Origin of the sequence: Thermus caldifontis, from assembly GCF_003336745.1 — a bacterium.
Classification (GTDB): Bacteria; Deinococcota; Deinococci; order Deinococcales; family Thermaceae; genus Thermus; species Thermus caldifontis.
The window spans coordinates 14,164-32,938 of sequence record NZ_KZ851835.1 but is presented as its reverse complement, the minus strand read 5'-3'; the positions used below and the strand labels follow the sequence as shown (position 1 = coordinate 32,938).

The window sequence follows — 18,775 nt, the reverse complement described above, 5'->3', positions numbered from 1 at the left end:
GGGGAAGGTCAAGGACCTCGAGGCCCGTGGCCAACCGGGTGAACCGTCTCCTCTTGACAATGTGCACATTTCTGCCGTACACTTTGCGCAATCTGCCGGAGGAAAGAGGAGAAATACCCCACTCCGGCAGGCAAAGGAGGACAAAAATGGCGTACACCAAGGCGGAAATCCTCAAGGCGCTCAAGGCGGAGAAGGTGAAGTTCCTGCGCCTCCAGATCACCGACATCCTGGGCGTGGTCAAGAACGTGGAGGTCCCCGAGTCCCAGTTTGAGAAGGCCCTGGACGGGGAGATCATGTTTGACGGCTCCTCCATCGAGGGGTTCACCCGGATTGAGGAGTCGGACATGCTCCTCAAGCCCGACTACAACACCTTCGTCATCCTGCCCGATAGCCTGGAAGACCCCGCCCGCGGCCGGGTGGCCCGGCTCATCTGCGACGTGGCCTACCCCGACGGCCGCCCCTTTGAGGGGGACCCCCGTTACGTGTTGAAACGCCAGGTGGAGCGCCTTAAGAAGCTGGGCTTTGACACCATGTATGCGGGCCCCGAGCCGGAGTTCTTCCTCTTCCTCCGGACCCCCGAGGGCCTTCCCACCGTGGAAACCCACGACCGGGCGGGCTACTTTGACCTGGCCCCCATCGACAAGGGGGAGGAGGCCCGGCGGGACATGGTGAACGTCTTGGTGGCCATGGGCTTTGAGATCGAGGCCTCCCACCACGAGGTGGCCCCGGGCCAGCACGAAATTGACTTCAAGTACGCCGATGCCCTCACCACCGCCGACAACATCGCCACCTTCAAGTGGGTGGTGAAGCGGGTGGCCCTGAACCACGGCCTCCACGCCACCTTCCTGCCCAAGCCCATCCGGGGGATCAACGGCAGCGGCATGCACACCCACCTCTCCCTTTTCAAAAACGGGGAGAACGCCTTCTTTGATCCCAAGGCCGAGTACCAGCTCTCCAAGACCGCCCTCCACTTCATCGCCGGGCTTTTGGAGCACGCCGAGGGCATGGTGGCCATCACCAACCCCTTGGTGAACTCCTACAAGCGCCTCACCCCCGGGTACGAGGCCCCCACCAACATCGCCTGGTCGGCGGCCAACCGCTCCGCCATGATCCGCGTACCCGCCCGCCGGGGCGTGGGCACCCGGGCGGAGCTCAGGATGCCCGATCCCTCCGCCAACCCCTACCTGGCCCTGGCGGTGATGGCCGCAGCCGCCATAGACGGGATTGAGCGCAAGCTCCTGCCCCCACCCCCCATCCAGCGCAACATCTACCAGATGAGCGTGCGGGAAAGGCGCAAGCACAAGATCCGCGAGCTTCCTGGAACCCTAAGGGAGGCCCTCGAGGCCCTGAGGAAGGACCCCGTGATCCAGGAGGCCTTGGGGGAACACATCTACACCCACTTCCTCCAGGCCAAGCAGATGGAGTGGGACGACTACCGGGTCACGGTACACCAGTGGGAGCTGGACCAGTACCTGGCCACGTACTAAGGGTGGGTATTGGACCCCTCCCCCTCCGGGGGAGGGGCTGACCCGTGGGTCAGGCATAAACTTACGAGGGGGCATTGACAAGAACCGGTACCCCCCCCTTAGAATGGGGCCGCAACGCGAACGCGTGCTCTTAAGGAGGTGCGTATGAGGAAAATCGGCTTGCTGGTAGCAGGTGTGGCCGCCCTGGGCATGGCCCTGGGCCAGGCCAACGTCATCAAGATCGCCACCCAGTCCCCCCTTTCCGGCCCCCAGGCCGCCCTGGGCGAACAGATCAAGCTGGGGGCAGAGCTGGCCATCGAGGAGGCCAAGGCCAAGTTCAAAGCCTTGGGCTTTGACCTGGTCCTGGTCCCCTACGACGACCAGGCCAACCCCGACGTGGGCGTGGCCAACGCCAACCGCATCATCAACGACCCCGACATCCTGGGCGTGGTGGGCCACCTGAACTCGGGCGTGGCCATCCCCTCCAGCGAGGTGTACGCCCGGGTGAACCTGGTCATGGTCTCCCCCGCCAACACCAACCCCCGGGTCACCGACCGCAAGCTCCCCAATGTGAACCGCATCTGTGGGCGTGACGACGTGCAGGGGCCGGTGGGGGCGGAGTACGCCTTCAACAACCTGAAGGTGAAAAACGTCTTCATCATCCACGACAAGACCGCCTACGGCCAGGGCCTGGCGGAGGAGTTCAAGAAGCGCCTCGAGGCCCTGGGCGGCAAGGCCGTGGCCTTCGTGGGCACCGAGGAGACCTCCAACTTCGTGCCCATCATCAACCAGATCCGCGGGGCCCGGCCCGTGCCCGAGCTCATCTACTTCGGGGGCATCTACAGCCAGATTGGCCCCTTCGTGAAGCAGCTCCGCGAACGGGGGGTCAAGACCCGGCTCATGGGCGGGGACGGGCTTGACGCTAGCGAGTTCGTGCGCCTGGCGGGCAAGGAGAACGCCGCCGGCACCTTCTACACCACGGTGGCTGGCCCGGTTTCCGCCTTCCCCAAGGCCAAGGCAGTGGCCCAGCGCTTCAAGCAGAAGTACGGCAAGGACATGGAGGGCTTTGGCATCTACGCCTACGACGCCGCCAACGTGATCCTGGCCGGGCTGGAAGCCGCCATCAAGGCCGCGGGCGACAAGAAGCCCACCCGGGAGCAGGTGGCCCAGGCGGTGCGCCAGGTGAAGATGGAAGGCCTCACCGGCACCATCGAGTTCGACGACAAGGGCGACAACAAGAAGGCCAAGTACTTCATCATGCAGGTGGCCTCCACCGGCAAGTGGGAGGACAACAAGCTGATCCGCGTCATTGAGATGGCCGCCCCGGGCGCCAGGTAACCGGCCTACGCCCTTTGCAGGGGGGTGGCCCTAGGCCACCCCCCTTAGCCCGGAGAAAGGAGGCACCTTGCTGGAGCAAATCCTAGCCCTGCTGCCCCAGGTGATCTTTGACGGGCTCATCCTGGGCTTCGTCTACGCCATGGTGGCCCTGGGGTACACCATGGTTTACGGCGTCTTGGAGCTCATCAACTTCGCCCACTCGGAGATCTTCATGATCGGAGCGGTGGTGGGGGTGGAGGTCTTCCGTTACCTGGCGCCCCACGTGGGGAACGGCTTGCTTCTCCTCCTCCTCGCCCTAGTCCTGGGTGGGGTGGTGGCGGGGATCACCGCCATCCTGGTGGAGCGCTTCGCTTACCGCCCCCTGCGGAAAAGGGGCACCACCAACCGCCTGGTGCCCCTCATCACCGCCATCGGGGTCTCCTTCATCCTCCAGGACCTGGTGCGCTTCATTGAGGGCCTTTGGCACAACGAGTTCTTCCTGCGCATGCGCACCGTGGAGGACCTCGAGGGCTCCGTGGAGCTCTTTGGCGGGGCCATCTTCGCCCAGACCAAGTCCTTCATCCTCATGGGAGTTTCCATTCTCATGTTGTTGGGCCTCACCTACCTGGTGAACCGCACCAAGCTAGGGGTGGCCATCCGCGCCGTGGCCCAAGACCTCTCCACCGCAAGCCTCATGGGCATAGACCCGGACCGCATCATCTCCCGCACCTTCCTGATCGGGGGATCCCTAGGGGGCGTGGCGGGGGTGCTCTTCGCCCTGCAGTACACCACCATCACCCCTTACGTGGGCTTCCTTCCTGGCATCAAGGCCTTTACCGCAGCGGTGCTAGGGGGTATCGGCAACATCCCCGGGGCCATGCTGGGGGGGCTCGTGCTGGGGCAGCTGGAAAACTTCTTCGGCACCTACCTCCCCATCCTGACGGGCGGCAACTTTGGCACGGAGTACAAGGACGTGGTGGCCTTCCTCATCCTGATCTTCATCCTTCTGGTCAGGCCCCAAGGCCTTCTGGGACAGGTGGTCAAGGAGAAAGTATGAGCGTCCTTTCCCTTCTCCTGAGCCTAGCCTATCTGGGCCTGGTCTTTCTGGCCCCAGGGGCTCTCAGCAACCTGTTTGGCCTTCTGGCCCTGGGAGCCACCGCCTTCCTGAGGCTTTCCCCCACCTGGCGCACCCTGAACCTAGCCCTCCTCACCCTGGCCTTCACCCTGGGCCTGGTGCGCTCGGGGAACACCCTGGGCCTCATCGGCCTGGTGGGGATCCTGGTGGCCCTCACCACCCTGCCCCGCATCCCGGGCTGGATCCGGGCCCTGTTGGGCCTGGCCATCCTCCTCCTCAGCGTGCCCATGGCGGGCTTCGCCAACACCTTCATCTTTGAGCTGGGCATCCAGATCGGCATCTATGCGGCCATGGCCCTGGGCCTCAACGTGGTGGTGGGGATGGCGGGGCTTCTGGACCTGGGCTATGCGGCCTTCTTCGCCGTGGGGGCCTACACCTGGGCCATCTTCGGCAGCGAACAGGCCAAGAACTTCATGCAGGGCAACTTCCCCTTGCCTGGGGAGTACATGTATCTTTTCATGGCAATCGCCATCGTGACCACGGCCCTGACGGGTCTCCTCATCGGCCTTCCTGCCCTCAGGCTTCGCGGGGACTACCTGGCCATCGTGACCCTGGGCCTGGGGGAGGTGGTGCGGATCCTGGCCAACAACCTGGACCACCCCATCAACTTCACCAACGGACCCCAGGGCATTACCCCCGTGCAACGCCCGCCCATTGAGTGGTTCCGGGAGCTGATGGGGACCTTGGGGGTAAGGCTGGACCAGACCACGGACTACCAGCTCTTCTTCTACCTCCTGGTCCTCCTCATGATCGGCCTGGTGGTGCTGGCCAACGTGAACCTGGCCAACTCCCGCTTCGGCCGGGCCTGGGTGGCCATACGCGAGGACGAGGTGGCCGCCCGTTCCATGGGGATTCCCCTCCTGCCCACCAAGCTCTTGGCCTTCATGACCGGGGCCGCCTTCTCCGGGGTCATGGGGGTGATCTTCGCCGCCCAGCGCACCTTCGTCTCCCCCGAGTCCTTTACCCTCCTGGCCTCCATCACCATCCTGGGCATGGTGATCCTGGGAGGGATGGGCTCCATCCCCGGGGCCATCCTGGGGGCCGCAGCCCTCACCATCCTCAACCTGGACGTGCTCAAGACCTTCAGCGAGTTCGTGCGCACCAGCCTCCCCCAGATCCCTAGCCAGGTGGACCCTGCCAAGTACGAAAGGCTGGTCTTCGGCCTTATCCTGGTCCTGATGATGATCTTCCGCCCGGAAGGCCTCATCCCCGAGAAGCGGCACCGGGAGGAGATGGCTGCTTCCCCGGAGGGGAAACAAGGGGGGGAAGCATGAAGGCCCTCGAGGTCACCCAGGCCACCAAGCGCTTCGGCGGTCTGGTGGCGGTGAACAACGTGAGCCTTTCCGTAAACCAAGGGGAGATCTTCTCCGTCATCGGCCCCAACGGGGCGGGCAAGACCACCTTCTTCAACCTCCTCACCGGCATCTACCCTCCCGATGAGGGAAGGATCCTCCTCTTTGGCAAGGATGTGACCGGCCTACCCCCGGATCGCATCGCCAAGGAAGGGGTGGGGCGCACCTTCCAAAACATCCGCCTCTTCGGGGCCATGACCGTGCTGGAAAACCTCCTGGTGGGCATGCACATCCACATACGCGTGCCCTACTTCCACGCCCTCTTCCGTACCCCCCTGGCCCGGCGGGAGGAGAGGCGGGCCGAGGAGGAGGCCAAAAGGCTTTTGGAGTACGTGGGGCTTTCCCACCGCAAGGACGAGCTGGCCAAGAACCTGCCCTACGGGGAGCAACGCAAGCTGGAGATCGCCCGCGCCTTGGCCCTTAGGCCCCGGCTCCTCCTCCTGGACGAGCCTGCGGCGGGCATGAACCCCCGGGAAACCGAGGAGCTTCAGGCCTTCATCCAGCGCCTCCGGGAGGAGCTTGGCATCACCATCGTCCTCATTGAGCACGACATGCGCCTGGTCATGCGCATCTCCGACCGCATCGCCGTGCTGGAATACGGTTCCAAGATCGCCGAGGGCTCCCCGGAAGAGGTGCGCACGAATCCCCGGGTCATCGAGGCCTACCTGGGCAAGGGGGCCGCAGGAGGTGCCGCATGAGCCTCCTGGAACTCAAGGACGTCCACACCTACTACGGCCACATCCACGCCCTCAAAGGCATTTCCCTAAGGGTGGAAGAAGGGGAGATCGTGACCCTGATTGGCTCCAACGGGGCCGGCAAGAGCACCACCTTGCGCACCATCAGCGGACTGGTCAAACCCCGACAGGGGGAGGTCCTCTTCCAGGGAAGACCCATCCACCGCCTCCCCGCCCACCAGATCGTGGCCCTGGGCGTGGGGCACGTGCCCGAAGGCCGCCGGATCTTCCCCCGGCTCACCGTGGAGGAGAACCTGGAGATCGGGGCCTATCTGGAAAACGACCGCAAGGTGGTGCAAAAGCGCAAGGAGGAGGTGTTCTCCCTCTTTCCCCGGCTCTACGAGCGCCGGGGGCAGAAGGGGGGCACCCTTTCCGGCGGGGAGCAACAGATGCTGGCCATCGGCCGGGCCCTGATGCAAAACCCCCGGATCCTCCTCATGGACGAACCCTCCATGGGCCTGGCCCCGGTGCTGGTGGACTTCATCTTTGAGATCATCCAAAGGCTCAACCGGGAAGGGCGCACCATCCTCCTGGTGGAGCAAAACGCCCGCCTGGCCTTGCAGATCGCCCACCGGGGCTACGTTTTGGCCACCGGGGAGATCACCCTGGAAGGCCCGGCCCGCCACCTGGCGCAAAACCCCGAGGTGCAGAAGGCCTACCTGGGGGAGGGCTAGGGCATACCCCTGGCCCTATACCCGGGCTTGCGCTCCCTTATGGGAGCGCTTTATACTTGGTCCGGACCAAAGGGGAACACCCCGGAAAGGAGCGGTATGAAGAGAAAACTCCTGCTTGGCCTGTTGGTAGCTTTGGGCTTGGGGTTCGCCCAGAAGACCTTGGTTTTTGGGTCCAACGGGGAGCCGGTGAGCCTCGAGCCCGGCAACATCACCGACGGCATCTCCATCTACGTGCAACGCCAGATCTACGACACCCTGGTGGACTTTAAGCCGGGAACCACCGAGATCACCGCTGGCCTGGCCACCAGCTGGTTCAGCTCCCCAGATGGCAAGGTCTGGACTTTCCGTCTGCGCCAGGGGGTTAAGTTCCAGGATGGCACCGAGCTGGATGCGGAGGCGGTGAAGTTCAACATCGAGCGCTGGTGGGACCCCAAGAACCCCACCCGCATTGACGCCGCCGCCCGCTACGAGATCTGGCCGGAGCTCTTCGGCGGCTTCAAGGGGGAGGAGGGATCCATTCTGAAGGAGATCCAGGTGGTGGACAAGTACACCATCCGCTTTATCCTTAACCAGCCCTTCCCCGCCTTCCCCGCCGCCATCGGCTCAGGTTACTTTGGCATCGCCAGCCCCGCTGCCATCAAGAAGGATGGGGCCAAGTACGGCTCCCCCACGGGAAGCGCCGTGGGCACTGGGCCCTTCCGCCTGGTGGAGTGGCGGCCTGGGGAGCAGGTGGTCCTGGAAAAGAACCCCACCTACTGGAAGAAAGGCTTCCCCAAGGTGGATCGGGTGGTCTTCCGGGTCATCAAGGACCCCGCCGCCCGCTTGGCGGCCCTAAAGGCCGGGACCATTGACTTCACCACCGACATCCCTCCCGCCAACCTCAAGGACCTCGAGGCGGACCGCAACCTGGACGCCGTCTTCCGCCCCTCCTTTAACGTGGGTTACCTGGCCCTGAACCCCTCCCACAAACCCCTTTCCGACCCCCGGGTCAGGCAGGCCATCGCCATGGCCATCAACAAGAAGGCCATCGTCCAGGCCTTCTGGGGCAAACTGGGGCTCACGGACGGCCGCTTCACCCCGCCCTCCATGAAGGCCTTCCAGTCCCCCAAGGTCACGGACTACGAGTTCAACCCCCAGAAGGCCAAGGCCCTTCTGGCGGAGGCCGGGTATCCCAACGGGTTTGATCTGGAGCTTTGGTACATGCCCGTTTCCCGGCCCTACTTCCCCACCCCCAAGGAGATCGCCGAGGCCATGGCCGCCGACCTCTCCGCCATCGGCATCCGGGTCAAGCTCCAGACCAAGGACTGGGCCAGCTACCTGGCGGACCGCAAGAAGGCCCCGGGCTTCCAGGCCTACATGCTGGGCTGGACCGGGGACTACGGCGATCCCCAGAACTTCTATGACCCTCACTTTGCCTGCCCCATCGCCGACCTTTTTGATAGCGCCGGCAAGCCCCTCTGCGTGAAGGAGCTTGGCGACATCCTCACCAAGGCCGCCACCACCCCGAACCTGGAGGAGCGCAAGCGCCTTTACCAGCAGGCGGACGAACTCACCTTCAACCTGGCCCTGCGCGTCCCCATCGTCCACTCCCAGCCCCTTCTGGCCAAGCGCAAGAACATCTCCGGCTGGGTACCGAGCCCCTTGGGCTCCGAGTCCTTTGAAACCATAGAGAAGCGCTAGGCCCTTCGGCCCCGGACCCCCTGCGGGGGGTCCGGGATTTTTGAGGCGGAAAAATGTGGAGCTATGTTTTACGGAGGCTCATTGGCTTGATCCCGGTCCTTTTCGGGATCACCCTTTTGGTTTTCCTGTTTCTGCAGCTCATCCCCGGCGATCCCGCCCAGGCCATCCTGGGAGAAAGGGGCACCCCAGAGCAGCTGGAGGCCCTCCGGGAGAAACTGGGGCTGAACCGGCCCCTCTACGTGCAGTACCTAACCTTTGTCCGGAACGTCCTTACCGGGGACCTAGGCACCAGTGCCGTTTCCACCATCCCCGTGGCCGAGGAGCTGAAAAGGCGCTGGCCCGCCACCTTTGAGTTGGCCTTGGCCGCCACCTTGGTGGCGGTGGTCCTGGGCATTCCCGTGGGCATTCTGGCAGCGGTGCGGAAGAATAGCCTTTTAGATACCCTTTCCATGAGCCTCTCCCTCGTGGGCGTGTCCATGCCCGTCTTTTGGCTCGGCCTCCTCTTGGTCTACCTCTTTGCGGTCAACCTCCACTGGCTGCCCACGGGCGGGAGGCTTTCCACCGATTTGGGCATTGATTTCCGCCCCATCACGGGCTTTTTGCTCCTGGACGGCCTCCTAACCCTACGGCTGGAAGTGCTTGGGGATGCCCTTCGCCACCTCATCCTCCCCGCCCTCACCCTGGGCACCATCCCCTTGGCCATCCTTACCCGCATCACCCGGAGCGCCATGCTGGAAGTGCTCTCCCAGGATTACGTGCGCACCGCCCGGGCCAAGGGGTTGGCCGAGCGCCAGGTGATCCTTAAACACGCCCTTAAGAACGCCCTTTTACCCGTGGTGACCATTATCGGCCTGCAGTTCGGCACCCTTTTAGGGGGGGCCATCCTCACGGAGACCATTTTTTCCTGGCCCGGCATCGGCTCATACATCTACGAGGGCATCCTCAACCGCGACTACCCCGTGGTCCAGGCCGGGGTACTGGTGGTGGCCACGGTGTTCGTCTTGGTCAACCTCCTGGTGGACCTCTCCTACGCCCTTTTGGATACCCGTATCCAGTACAGGTGAACCCATGGAAACCCCCTCTCGCCAAGCCCTAAGGCGCTTCTTGAAATCCCCTTCCGGCAAGCTAGGCCTTGCCCTTACCTTCTTTCTGGTGCTCCTAGCCCTTTCTATCCCCCTCCTGAAGCCCTACGACCCCACCACCGACCGGGACTACCTGAACCGGCTCAAACCCCCCACCCTGGAACACCCCTTTGGCACCGACCACCTGGGCCGGGATGTCTTCACCCGGGTGCTCCACGGAAGCCGCATCTCCCTCCAGGTGGGAGTCATCTCGGTGGGCATCGGGCTTTTGTTGGGTACTTTCCTGGGCCTCCTCGCCGGGTTTTACCGGGGAAGGGTAGAGCTTTTCATCGGCTGGCTTGCCGATCTTCTACTGGCCTTTCCGGGAACGCTTTTGGCTATAGCCATCGTGGCGGTTTCTGGCCCCAGCTTGCAAAACGCCATGCTGGCCATCGGCATCGTGCAGGTGCCCGTCTACATCCGTCTGGCCCGTTCCATGGTCCTCTCCTTAAGGGAGCAGGACTTCGTCCAGGCGGCCACAGCCCTGGGAGCGGGCAACGGACGGATCCTTTTCCGGCATATCCTTCCCGGAACCCTAGCCCCCCTGGTGGTCCAGGCCACCTTGTCCATCGGCACCGCCACCCTCGAGGCCGCCGCTTTGGGCTTCCTGGGCCTTGGGGCCCAGCCCCCTGCCCCCGAGTGGGGGGCCATGATCGCGGATAGCTTCAAGGGGGGTTACGCCATGAACGCCCCCTGGACCATGATCTTCCCGGGGCTTTTCATCATGCTTACCGTTTTGGCCTTCAACCTCCTGGGGGATGGCCTAAGGGATGCCCTGGACCCCAGGAGCCGGTGAAGGCTAAAGGTGGCCTTAAGAAGGGGGCAAGCCCCAAAGGGGTATCATGGAACCATGAGAAAAGGCCTCTTCTTTCCCCTGTTGCTCCTCCCCCTCCTGAGCGCCTGCGAGCTTCTGGAAGGCACGGGTTACCGGGTGGCCGAGGCCCAGCTCCTCTTCCCCGAGGCCACGGAGCGCTGGACCTACTTCTACGGGGAGCCCCGGGAAGTAAAGCTGGGCACCCGGGTCCTGCGCCTGGAAAAGGCCGCCGGGGAAAGCCTTTGGGCAGTTCCGGGAACCCTATGGGTGGAGGGAAACCCGGTGCTAAGGGAGGTGGGCCCCGCCCTTAGGCCCCTAGCCCAGGCGGTGCGGGGGGTTCAGGGAAGCCTCCTCGAGGTCCGGGCCCAGGCCGCCTTGCGCTCCAGTTGGCTCTATGACGGGGTGGGCTGGGTGCAGCTTACGGGAAGCCTTAGGGAAGGGGAGAAGCGCACCCTGGTCCAGCCCATGGGCTACCGGACCCCAGACCTCTATGCCTTTACCGGAGCCGAAACCCAAGTCCTCCTGCGGGAGGTCCTGGCCCGTCGGGGTGGGCGGCAGGTGGTGGTCTTTGAGCTTGCCGAGCCAGTCCTAAGGCCCCTGGCCTTGGATCCCGTCCCCGACGGGTACCGGATCGGGGCCCTAGGGGTGCAGTACGGGCTTACAGTGGAGGTGGTGATCCCGCCCCCACCCGCCTACCGCATCCTGGACCGCGGCGTCAACGCCGCCTACCAGGAAACCGAGCCCAGGGCCTTCTTGGCCAACAACCCCACCCGCTTCGCCGAGGTCTGGAACCTGGTGGTGGCGAACCGCATCCCCCGCCCGCCCGCCCCCAGCGTGGACTTCCGCAGCAAAAGCGTGGCCGCCTTCTTCTGGGGGCTTAAGCCCACGGGGGGGTACGGCCTCGAGGTGGTGGGGGTCACCTACGCCGCCGGCACCGCCCGAGTGGTCCTGAACCTGCAAAGCCCAAGACCCGGGGCCATCGTCACCCAGGCCCTCACCAGCCCCTACGTGCTCTTGGAACTGGAAAGGGTGAGCCGGGTGGTGTTCACGGACCCCTCAGGGAAGGTTTTGGCCGAAGCCCGGGAGTAGCCTCTCCCGCAAGGCCCCCACCAGGTAAAGGGAGCCCGTAGCCAACACGGGGAGACCATCCTCCCTGGCCCTTCCCAAGGCATGGGCCAAAGCCTCCCCCGGGTCCTCAAAGAAGGGCTCCCCCAGCTCCCGCCCCAAGGCCCCTTCCCCGGCCCGGGTGTAACGGACGCTTTGGGCCTGGGGAAGGAGGTGGGCCAAGACTCCCCCCACGTCCTTCCGGGGAAAGGCACCATAGACCAAGTGATAGGCGGGAAACTCCCGGCTTAGGGCCAAGGCCGCCGGAGGGTTATGGGCCCCGTCCAAAAAGACCTCCACCCCCTCCACCAAGAAGCGCTCCAGCCGGCCCGGGTGCCTCGCCTCCCGAAGGGCTTGAGCGATGGCCTCCTCGGGGAAGCCCAAAAGCCTTAGGGCCGCTGCCGCCAAACGGGCGTTTTCCTCCTGGAAAGCCCCCTTCAAGGCGGGCGAGGCGGGAAGGGCAAAGAGGGGGTCCGAGGGGTCTAGAAGGTACAGGGGGCTTCCCCGGGTGCGGGCCACCTCCCGCACCACCTCCAGGCCCACCCCCTTAGCCCCCGTGACCACCGGAACCCCTTGGCGGAAGGCCCCTGCCTTTTCCCGGGCCACCGCCTCGAGGCTCCCGCCCAAGGCCTCCAGATGGTCCTCTCCCACGTTGGTGAGCACGGTGAGGGCCACCCGGGGGAGAATGTTGGTGGCATCCTTCTCCCCCCCCACCCCCGCCTCCACCACCGCAAGGGCCACCCCTTTCCTTCGGAAGTGGTGGAAGGCCATGGCGGTGGCCAGGTCAAAGAACCCCGGGGGCTCGGGCCAGGCCTCCCCCCTGGCCCAGGCCACGAACTCCACCACCTCCTCCTCGAGGATCAGGCCCAGGTGGGTGCGGATCCGCTCCCGGAAGTCCTGGAGGTGGGGGCTGGTATAGGCCCCATAGGCCAGCCCCATGGCGCGGAAGGCGGCTTCCAGATACGCCACCACGCTTCCCTTGCCGTTGGTGCCCAACACGTGCACCGCCCGAAAAGCCTCCTCCGGATGCCAAAGGCGCTCCAGGAGGGCCCTCACCCGGTTTAGGCCCCGCCCTCCCTGGCGGCGCTGGGCGAAAAGCCATCCCGTGGCCTCCCGGTAGACCATGGCCTAGCCCTCCGCGTACTGGAGCCGGTACAAGGTAGCATAGTAGCCCCCTTTCTGGAGAAGCTCCTCATGGGTACCCTCCTCCACCAGCCGCCCCCTTTTGAAGACCAGGATGCGGTCCACCCGGCGGATGGTGGAAAGGCGGTGGGCGATGATGAGGGAGGTCCTTCCCTCCATGGCCCTATAGAGGGCCTCCTGGAGGCGCCTTTCCGTCTCCGAGTCCACGTTGGCCGTGGCCTCATCCAGGATAAGGAGGATGTCGGGGCTTAAAAGAAGGGCCCGCACCAGGGCCAGAAGCTGCTTCTCCCCCGTGGAAAGCCCCGCTCCCCTCTCCCCCACCCGGGTGTGGTACCCCTGGGGCAGGCGCAAAATGGCCTCGTGCACCCCCAAAAAGCGGGCCACCTGCACCACCTTTTCCTCGGGGATGGCCTCGTCAAAAAGGCGCAGGTTATCCAGAATGGTACCCGAGAAGAGAAAGGGGTCCTGAAGGACGATGCCCACATGCCGCCTTAGGTCTTCCTGACGGTAGCCCCGCACATCCTCCCCGTCTAGGAGCACCTGGCCCCTTTGGGGATCGTAGAAGCGGGCGATGAGGCTCACCACGCTGGTCTTCCCCGCCCCCGTGGCCCCCACCAGGGCCACCTTCTCCCCCGGGGCGATGCGGAAGGAAACCCCTTTTAGGACCCAGTCCTTCTCCGTGGGCTCCACTCCCTTAGGGGTGTAGGCCAGCCAGACGTCCCGGAAGGCCACCTCGCCCCGGAAGCGCTGGATGGGCTTGGGGTTTTGGGGATCCTTTAACTCCTCCTCCGTATCCAAAACCCCGAAGATGCGCTCGGCGCTGGCCATGGCCCCCTGGAAGAGGTTGAATTTGTCGGAAAGGTCCTGCAAGGGCTGGAAAAGCTGGCGGGTATAGTCCACAAAGGCCACCAGAAGCCCCAAGGAAGCCAGGCCCTGGACCACCTGTCCCCCCCCATAGAAGAGGAGGCCCGCCACCGCCAGATCCCCCAAGAACCCCACCACGGGAAAGAAGAGGGCAAACCAGCGCACGATCTCCACCCAGGCCTCGAGGAGGTCCCGGCCTAGGCGGTCAAACTTCCCCTCCCGCTCCCTCTCCTTCACGAAAAGTTGGATGGTCTCCACCCCGGAAAGGTTTTCCTGCAAGGCCGCATTAAGGCGGGCCAGGCGCAGGCGCATCTCCCGGTAAGCGGTGCGCATGCCGTTCCGCACCCAGGCGGTGATCCAAAGGAGCACGGGCACCACCAGGAGGACCACCAGGGTGAGCTTGGGGCTTAGGACCATCATGAAGGCCAAGAAGCCCAGGATGGTGAAGAAGTCGGCGATGACCCCTACGAGCCCCCCGGTGATGAACTGGTTGATGGCGTCCACATCGGAGGTGATGCGGGTCATGAGGCGGCCCACGGGATTTTTGTCGTAAAAGCCAGGGTGGAGCCGCATGAGCTTGCCGAAGAGGGCGCTTCGGAGGTCAAAGAGCACCCTCTGCCCCACCCACTGGATCAGGTAGGTCTGCCCGTAGGTGGCGGCGAAGTTCACCCCTCGCACCAGGAGGAAGCCCAGGCTCACCCAAAGGAGGAGGGAGAAGCGCTCCGCCAGGGGCTTGGCCTCCTTGGGCACCAGGGCCCCATCTATGGCCCATTTAAAGAAGAGGGGGGTGAGGGCCGCGGTGAGGGTGGTGAGGAGGAGGAAGAGGAGGGCCAAGGCCACCTGGGCCCGGTAGGGGTAGACGTAGCGGAGGATGCGGGCGAAGAGAACCCGGTCAAAGGCCTTGGTGTAGGCGTCCTCCTGAGGGGAAGCATCCTGGCTCATCCCTCCACCTCCCCTTCCACCTCCATGCGCTGGATGCGGTCCAGCTCGGCATAGAGGCCCCCGGCCTCGAGGAGGCTCTCATGGGTTCCCTCCTCCACGATCCTCCCCTCGTCCAATACGATGATCCAGTCGGCATGGCGTAAGGTGGCGGTGCGGTGGGAGATGAGGAAGGTGGTCTGGCGGCCCAAGACGCCCTTCAAACCCTGGAGGATCCGGGCCTCGGTCTCCGTGTCCACGGCGCTTAAAGCATCGTCCAAGACAAGGATTTTGGGCCTTTTGGCCAAGGCCCTGGCCAGGGCCACCCGCTGCCGTTGGCCACCGGATAGCGTCACCCCCCGCTCCCCCAGAACCGTCTCGTAACCCTTGGGGAAGGACAGGATCTCCTCGTGGATGCCGGCGAGCCTGGCCGCCCACTCCACCCGCTCCCGATCCGGGGTTTCCAGGCCGAAGGCGATGTTTTCCAAAAGGGTTTCGCTGAAGAGGAAGGGCTCCTGGGGCGCCACCCCCACCGCCTGGCGCAGGGTGGCAAGGGGAATCCTCCGCACCTCATACCCCCCCACGCAAACCCGCCCCTCCGTGGGATCCAGGAGCCGGGGTATGAGGGCCGCCAGGAGGCTTTTCCCCGACCCCGTGCGCCCGGTGATCCCCAGGGTCATGCCCTCGGGTATGGTGAGGGTAAGGTCTTTAAGAAGCCAGCGCCCATCCCGGAAAAGCCCCACCCCCTCGAGGCGCACCTCCCCGGAAAGATGGGCCACGGCAAGGGGTAGGGGGTCCTGGTCGCGGACCGCGGGCTCCTGGTCCAGAAGCTCCAAAAGCCTCCTCAAGCTGGTAAAACCCCGCTGGTACATGGCCATCACCCAGCCGAGGCCCAAAATAGGCCAGGTGAGCTGGGCCAGATAGGCGTTGAACTGCACCAGCTGGCCCACGGTGAGTTCGCCCCGGACCACCATTCCCCCGCCCACCCAGAGCACGGTGAGGAAAGCAAAGCCCATCAAGAAGCCCAAGAGGGCGTGCATGGGCCCCTCCACCTTGGCCAGAGCCAGGCTTTTTCCCATATAGACGCGGTTTAGCTCCTGGAATCGGCTAAGCATGCGCCCTTCCAAGGCGTACCCCTTCACCACCCGGATCCCGCTGAAGGCCTCCTGGGCCAGGGTGCTGATCCGGTCAAAGGCCTCCTGGGCCTCCCGGTAGCGCCGGTCCACCAAACGGAGGAGGAAGGCCATGACCAAAGCGATGGCGGGAAGGATCAGGGTGAGGTAAAGGGCCAGCCTGAGGTTCACCCAGTACATGGAGACGAAGGCCAGGAGGACCAGAAAGGAAAGGCGGCTTCCCATCATGATCCCCGGCCCCACCATCTCCCGCACCGCGGAGAGATCCGTGTTCAGGCGGTTCATCAGGTCCCCCACCCGGGTCCTCTGGTAGAAGGAGCGGTCCAGGCGGAGAAGGTGATGGAATAGGTCCTTCCTTAAGTCGTACTCCACCAGGCGGCTAGCCACCACCGCCAGCCGGCGCATGAAGTAGGAAAGCAGGGCGCTAACCCCCGCCGAGAGGACCAATAGGAGGGCATACCGCCCATATGGTCCCCCCTGCCCCACGGCGTCCACCGCCAGGCGCAGGAAGTAAGGGCTTAGGACGAAAAAGAAAATGGAGAGGAGGCCCAACAAGACCCCCAGGGTATACCGCCCTCGGTAGGGGGTCAGGTAGGCCCCCAGGCGGCGCAAGGGAGCGACTGACCAACCGGTCATACGCCTGAGTTTACCCTAGATCCGGTGGGCGAAGGAGGGATAGACCACACCCTAGCCCTCCTGGATCTCCCTCCGCAAGGAGCGCAAGGCCTCTTGCCAATCCTCCCCCAAGGTGAGGAGGCGGTGGGGCTTAGCAAGCCTGCGGGCGGCTTTGCGCAAAAGCCCAGGGATGGGAGGGCAGGCATAGGAAACCACCAGCAAAAGGCCCTTCACCCGGCCCAGGCGGTGAAGGTAGTGGACCATGCCCAAAACTTCCCGGTCGGTGGGAAGGTCCATGGGAAGAAGCCTATCCCCCTCCCCCCTCAGCTTCTCCGGGGGGAGATCGGGGAAGTAGGGGATGAGCCCCTCCCGAGCCAAGGCCTCCTCCACCGCCTTGCGGAAGCCCTCGTCTTCCAGAAGGTAGGGCTGGGCCACCACCCCCACGCTCCCCAGAGGGGTCTTGAGGGGAGGAGGGGGCTTCAAGGACCCCCGCACCCGGTCCAGGGCCCGGCCCACCAGCATGGGGTTCTGGGTGAGGAGGTGGCCCACCTCCCCCGCCCGGCCCAAGACCCGCTCGGAGAGCTCTGCGGGGACCTTGAGCACCGGGGGAAGCCCCGGGAAGTAGCGGAGGAGGGTGGCCTCCAGGTCCAAAAGCCAGGGGCACTGCCCCCCGCCCTTCTCCGACTCCACCCCCCCTTGCAGGTCGGGGAGGAGCAGGTAGTCCACCCCTTGGGCCTTCAGGGCCTCCACCTGGGCCAGAAGCCCCTGCACCGGCAGACAGTAGGGCTGGTGGCGGGCAGGGGGAGCTTCCGCCCGCACCACCTCCACCCCCAAGGCCTCCAAATACGCCTCCCAAAAGCCCAGGTACCGCCGGGAGAGGAAGCCCTTCAGGATGCCCACACGCATACGCCCTATCCTACGCCAAGGGCCCGGAGAAAGGCGAGAAGCACCTCCCGCCCCTCCCAAAGGCTTTGGGGGAGCACCCATTCCTCCGGGGTATGGGCCCCACCCCCCCGGTACACCCCCAGGGCCAAGGCGGGGATGCCCCGCTTGATGGCGGCGCTGGCGTCGGTGGAACCCGGCTGGAACTGGGGCCTCTCCCCGATCTTGGCCAGGGCCTCCTCCGCCGCCTGCAGAAGCCGGGGGGTGGCGGTGCTCCCTGCGGGCCTCTCTCCCAAGACCTCCAGGGAAACCCCCACCCCGTGGAACCGGGCCACCTCCTTTAGGACCTCCTGGGCCCCTTGGTATAGGGTGCGAAGCCTTCCCTCCTCCAAGGCGCGGATCTCCAACAAGGCCGAGGCCTCCTGGGGGATGGCGTTCACCGCCTGGCCCCCCTCGAGGCCACTGGCGTTCAGGCTGGCCTCGCTCCCCACCTCCTTGAACAGGGCGTGCAGCCGGGAAAGTCCCTCCGCCAGGGCAAACACGGGATGGGGCATCCCTCTGTCCCCCCAGGCGTGGCCACCCCGGCCCCGGAAGGTAGCCCGGAAGCGCACCGAGCCCAGGGCCCGGTCCACCACCCCCGGCAGATACCCATCCACCGCCACCACCATCTCGGGCGCCAGGGTTTCCACCAGGGCCCGGGCCCCCCTAAGGTTCCCCAAACCCTCCTCCCCCACGGTGAAGCCCCGGACCACCCCCGGGATCTCGGGAAGGGAGAGGAGGACGGCCACCCCGCTGGAGTTATCCCCTACCCCGGGGCCGTAGAGCCTCTCCCCTACCCGCCTGGGGGGCTCTGGGGGCAACACCGTGTCCAGGTGGGCGAGGAGAAGCACCCGGCCTTCCCCGGTCCACACATTCCCCAGGCCGTCCCGCTGGGCCTTCGGAAGATGGGCGGCCACAAAATCGCCCCTCACCCCCTCCCCCACCAGGGGAGCCAGCTCCCAAAGAAGCCGCACCGGGTCCACTACTCCTGGGGCTCAGGCCCGGCCAGGCCTTCCCGTATGGCGTACAGGGCCGCCTGGGTGCGGTTGTTCAGGTGAAGCTTCTGGAAGATCTCGGAGAGGCGGTTGCGCACCGTCTTTTCCGAAAGCTGAAGCTCGGCGGCGATCTCCAGGTTGGTGTACCCCTGGGCCACCAGCTTGAGGATCTGGATCTCCCGCTCGGAAAGCTCCGCGTGCAGGGGAAGGCTGGACTCCTTCTTGGCCCGGAAGTCCTGGATGATGCGCCCAGCCAGCTCGGCATCCAAGAGCACCTCCCCGGCGTGCACCCGGCGGATGGCCTCGATGAGCTCGCTGGCGTCGGTGTCCTTTAGGAGGTAGCCCCTGGCCCCCGCCTTCACCGCCTCAAACACGTAGGCATCCTGGCGGTACATGGTGAGGATGATCACCTTGGCCTCGGGCCACTCCTTGAGGATGGCCTGGGTGGCCTGCACCCCGTCCAGGTTGGGCATCTGGATGTCCATGAGGATCACGTCCGGCTTGGCCTCGAGGGCATGCCGTAAGGCTTCCCAGCCGTCCTTGGCCTCCCCCACTACCCGGAAATCCCCTTCCGCCTCCAGAAGGCTTTTAAGCCCCTGGCGAAAGAGGGCATGATCGTCCGCTAACAGTACCCGAATCACCCCTTCATCTTAGCGCCAAGGGGCCTGGTGTAGGGTGGAAAGGTGAAGGTTCTCACCGTGGAGAAGCTGGTACCGGGAGGCTACGGCCTAGCCCGCACGGAGGAAGGAGCCATTCTCATCAAGGGGGGTTTGCCGGGAGAGGTGGTGC

16 protein-coding genes are annotated in these 18,775 nt (G+C 65.0%); 10 read left to right on the top strand and 6 right to left on the bottom strand.

Features of this window, described 5'->3' with window-relative positions:
* Window positions 1-146: 146 nt before the first annotated feature.
* From glnA to DK874_RS00950, 10 genes are all read left to right on the top strand, one after another.
* Window positions 147-1,487 (top strand): type I glutamate--ammonia ligase, encoded by a 1,341-nt coding sequence (gene glnA, locus DK874_RS00995; protein ID WP_114311920.1) that lies wholly within the window; start codon window positions 147-149, stop codon window positions 1,485-1,487.
* 144 nt (window positions 1,488-1,631) lie between these two features.
* Complete coding sequence (locus DK874_RS00990) at window positions 1,632-2,804, top strand: branched-chain amino acid ABC transporter substrate-binding protein (protein WP_114311917.1); 1,173 nt, start codon at window positions 1,632-1,634, stop codon at window positions 2,802-2,804.
* Between the two features lie 67 nt (window positions 2,805-2,871).
* On the top strand, window positions 2,872-3,840 hold the full coding sequence (locus DK874_RS00985; RefSeq protein WP_114311915.1) for a branched-chain amino acid ABC transporter permease: 969 nt from the start codon (window positions 2,872-2,874) through the stop codon (window positions 3,838-3,840).
* Entirely contained in the window at window positions 3,837-5,192 is a 1,356-nt protein-coding gene (locus DK874_RS00980) for a branched-chain amino acid ABC transporter permease (protein WP_114311913.1), read from the top strand. The genes DK874_RS00985 and DK874_RS00980 overlap by 4 nt, the downstream gene beginning before the upstream one ends.
* Window positions 5,189-5,968, top strand: coding sequence for an ABC transporter ATP-binding protein (locus DK874_RS00975; RefSeq protein ID WP_114311910.1), 780 nt, complete (start codon window positions 5,189-5,191; stop codon window positions 5,966-5,968). The genes DK874_RS00980 and DK874_RS00975 overlap by 4 nt, the downstream gene beginning before the upstream one ends.
* Window positions 5,965-6,678, top strand: coding sequence for an ABC transporter ATP-binding protein (locus tag DK874_RS00970; protein WP_114311908.1), 714 nt, complete (start codon window positions 5,965-5,967; stop codon window positions 6,676-6,678). The genes DK874_RS00975 and DK874_RS00970 overlap by 4 nt, the downstream gene beginning before the upstream one ends.
* 96 nt (window positions 6,679-6,774) lie before the next feature.
* Window positions 6,775-8,358, top strand: a complete 1,584-nt coding sequence (locus DK874_RS00965; RefSeq protein WP_114311906.1) for an ABC transporter substrate-binding protein — start codon at window positions 6,775-6,777, stop codon at window positions 8,356-8,358.
* Window positions 8,359-8,411: 53 nt separating this feature from the next.
* Entirely contained in the window at window positions 8,412-9,422 is a 1,011-nt protein-coding gene (locus DK874_RS00960) for an ABC transporter permease (protein ID WP_114311904.1), read from the top strand.
* 4 nt (window positions 9,423-9,426) lie between these two features.
* On the top strand, window positions 9,427-10,275 hold the full coding sequence (locus DK874_RS00955) for an ABC transporter permease (protein ID WP_114311902.1): 849 nt from the start codon (window positions 9,427-9,429) through the stop codon (window positions 10,273-10,275).
* 54 nt (window positions 10,276-10,329) lie between these two features.
* Window positions 10,330-11,382, top strand: a complete 1,053-nt coding sequence (locus tag DK874_RS00950) for a protease complex subunit PrcB family protein (RefSeq protein ID WP_114311900.1) — start codon at window positions 10,330-10,332, stop codon at window positions 11,380-11,382.
* Here the strand turns inward: DK874_RS00950 and DK874_RS00945 are convergent.
* Genes DK874_RS00945 through DK874_RS00920 form a run of 6 tightly spaced genes read right to left on the bottom strand, consistent with a single transcriptional unit; the run spans window position 11,350 to window position 18,627 of the window.
* The gene (locus tag DK874_RS00945) at window positions 11,350-12,522 is read right to left on the bottom strand and encodes a bifunctional folylpolyglutamate synthase/dihydrofolate synthase (protein WP_114311898.1); all 1,173 of its coding nucleotides are present in this window, start codon (window positions 12,520-12,522) and stop codon (window positions 11,350-11,352) included. The genes DK874_RS00950 and DK874_RS00945 overlap by 33 nt on opposite strands.
* 3 nt (window positions 12,523-12,525) lie before the next feature.
* Window positions 12,526-14,346, bottom strand: a complete 1,821-nt coding sequence (locus tag DK874_RS00940; protein ID WP_114311896.1) for an ABC transporter ATP-binding protein — start codon at window positions 14,344-14,346, stop codon at window positions 12,526-12,528.
* On the bottom strand, window positions 14,343-16,091 hold the full coding sequence (locus tag DK874_RS00935) for an ABC transporter ATP-binding protein (protein WP_114311894.1): 1,749 nt from the start codon (window positions 16,089-16,091) through the stop codon (window positions 14,343-14,345). Before DK874_RS00935 ends, DK874_RS00940 begins: the two co-directional genes overlap by 4 nt.
* A 51-nt stretch (window positions 16,092-16,142) precedes the next feature.
* Window positions 16,143-16,976 carry an acyl-CoA dehydratase activase-related protein gene (locus DK874_RS00930; RefSeq protein WP_114311891.1) on the bottom strand — a complete coding sequence of 278 codons (834 nt, stop codon included), beginning with the start codon at window positions 16,974-16,976 and terminating at the stop codon, window positions 16,143-16,145.
* A 5-nt stretch (window positions 16,977-16,981) separates the two neighbouring features.
* Entirely contained in the window at window positions 16,982-17,974 is a 993-nt protein-coding gene (locus DK874_RS00925; protein WP_114311890.1) for a M20/M25/M40 family metallo-hydrolase, read from the bottom strand.
* Entirely contained in the window at window positions 17,974-18,627 is a 654-nt protein-coding gene (locus DK874_RS00920) for a response regulator transcription factor (protein ID WP_114311887.1), read from the bottom strand. The genes DK874_RS00925 and DK874_RS00920 overlap by 1 nt, the downstream gene beginning before the upstream one ends.
* Window positions 18,628-18,775 lie beyond the last annotated feature (148 nt).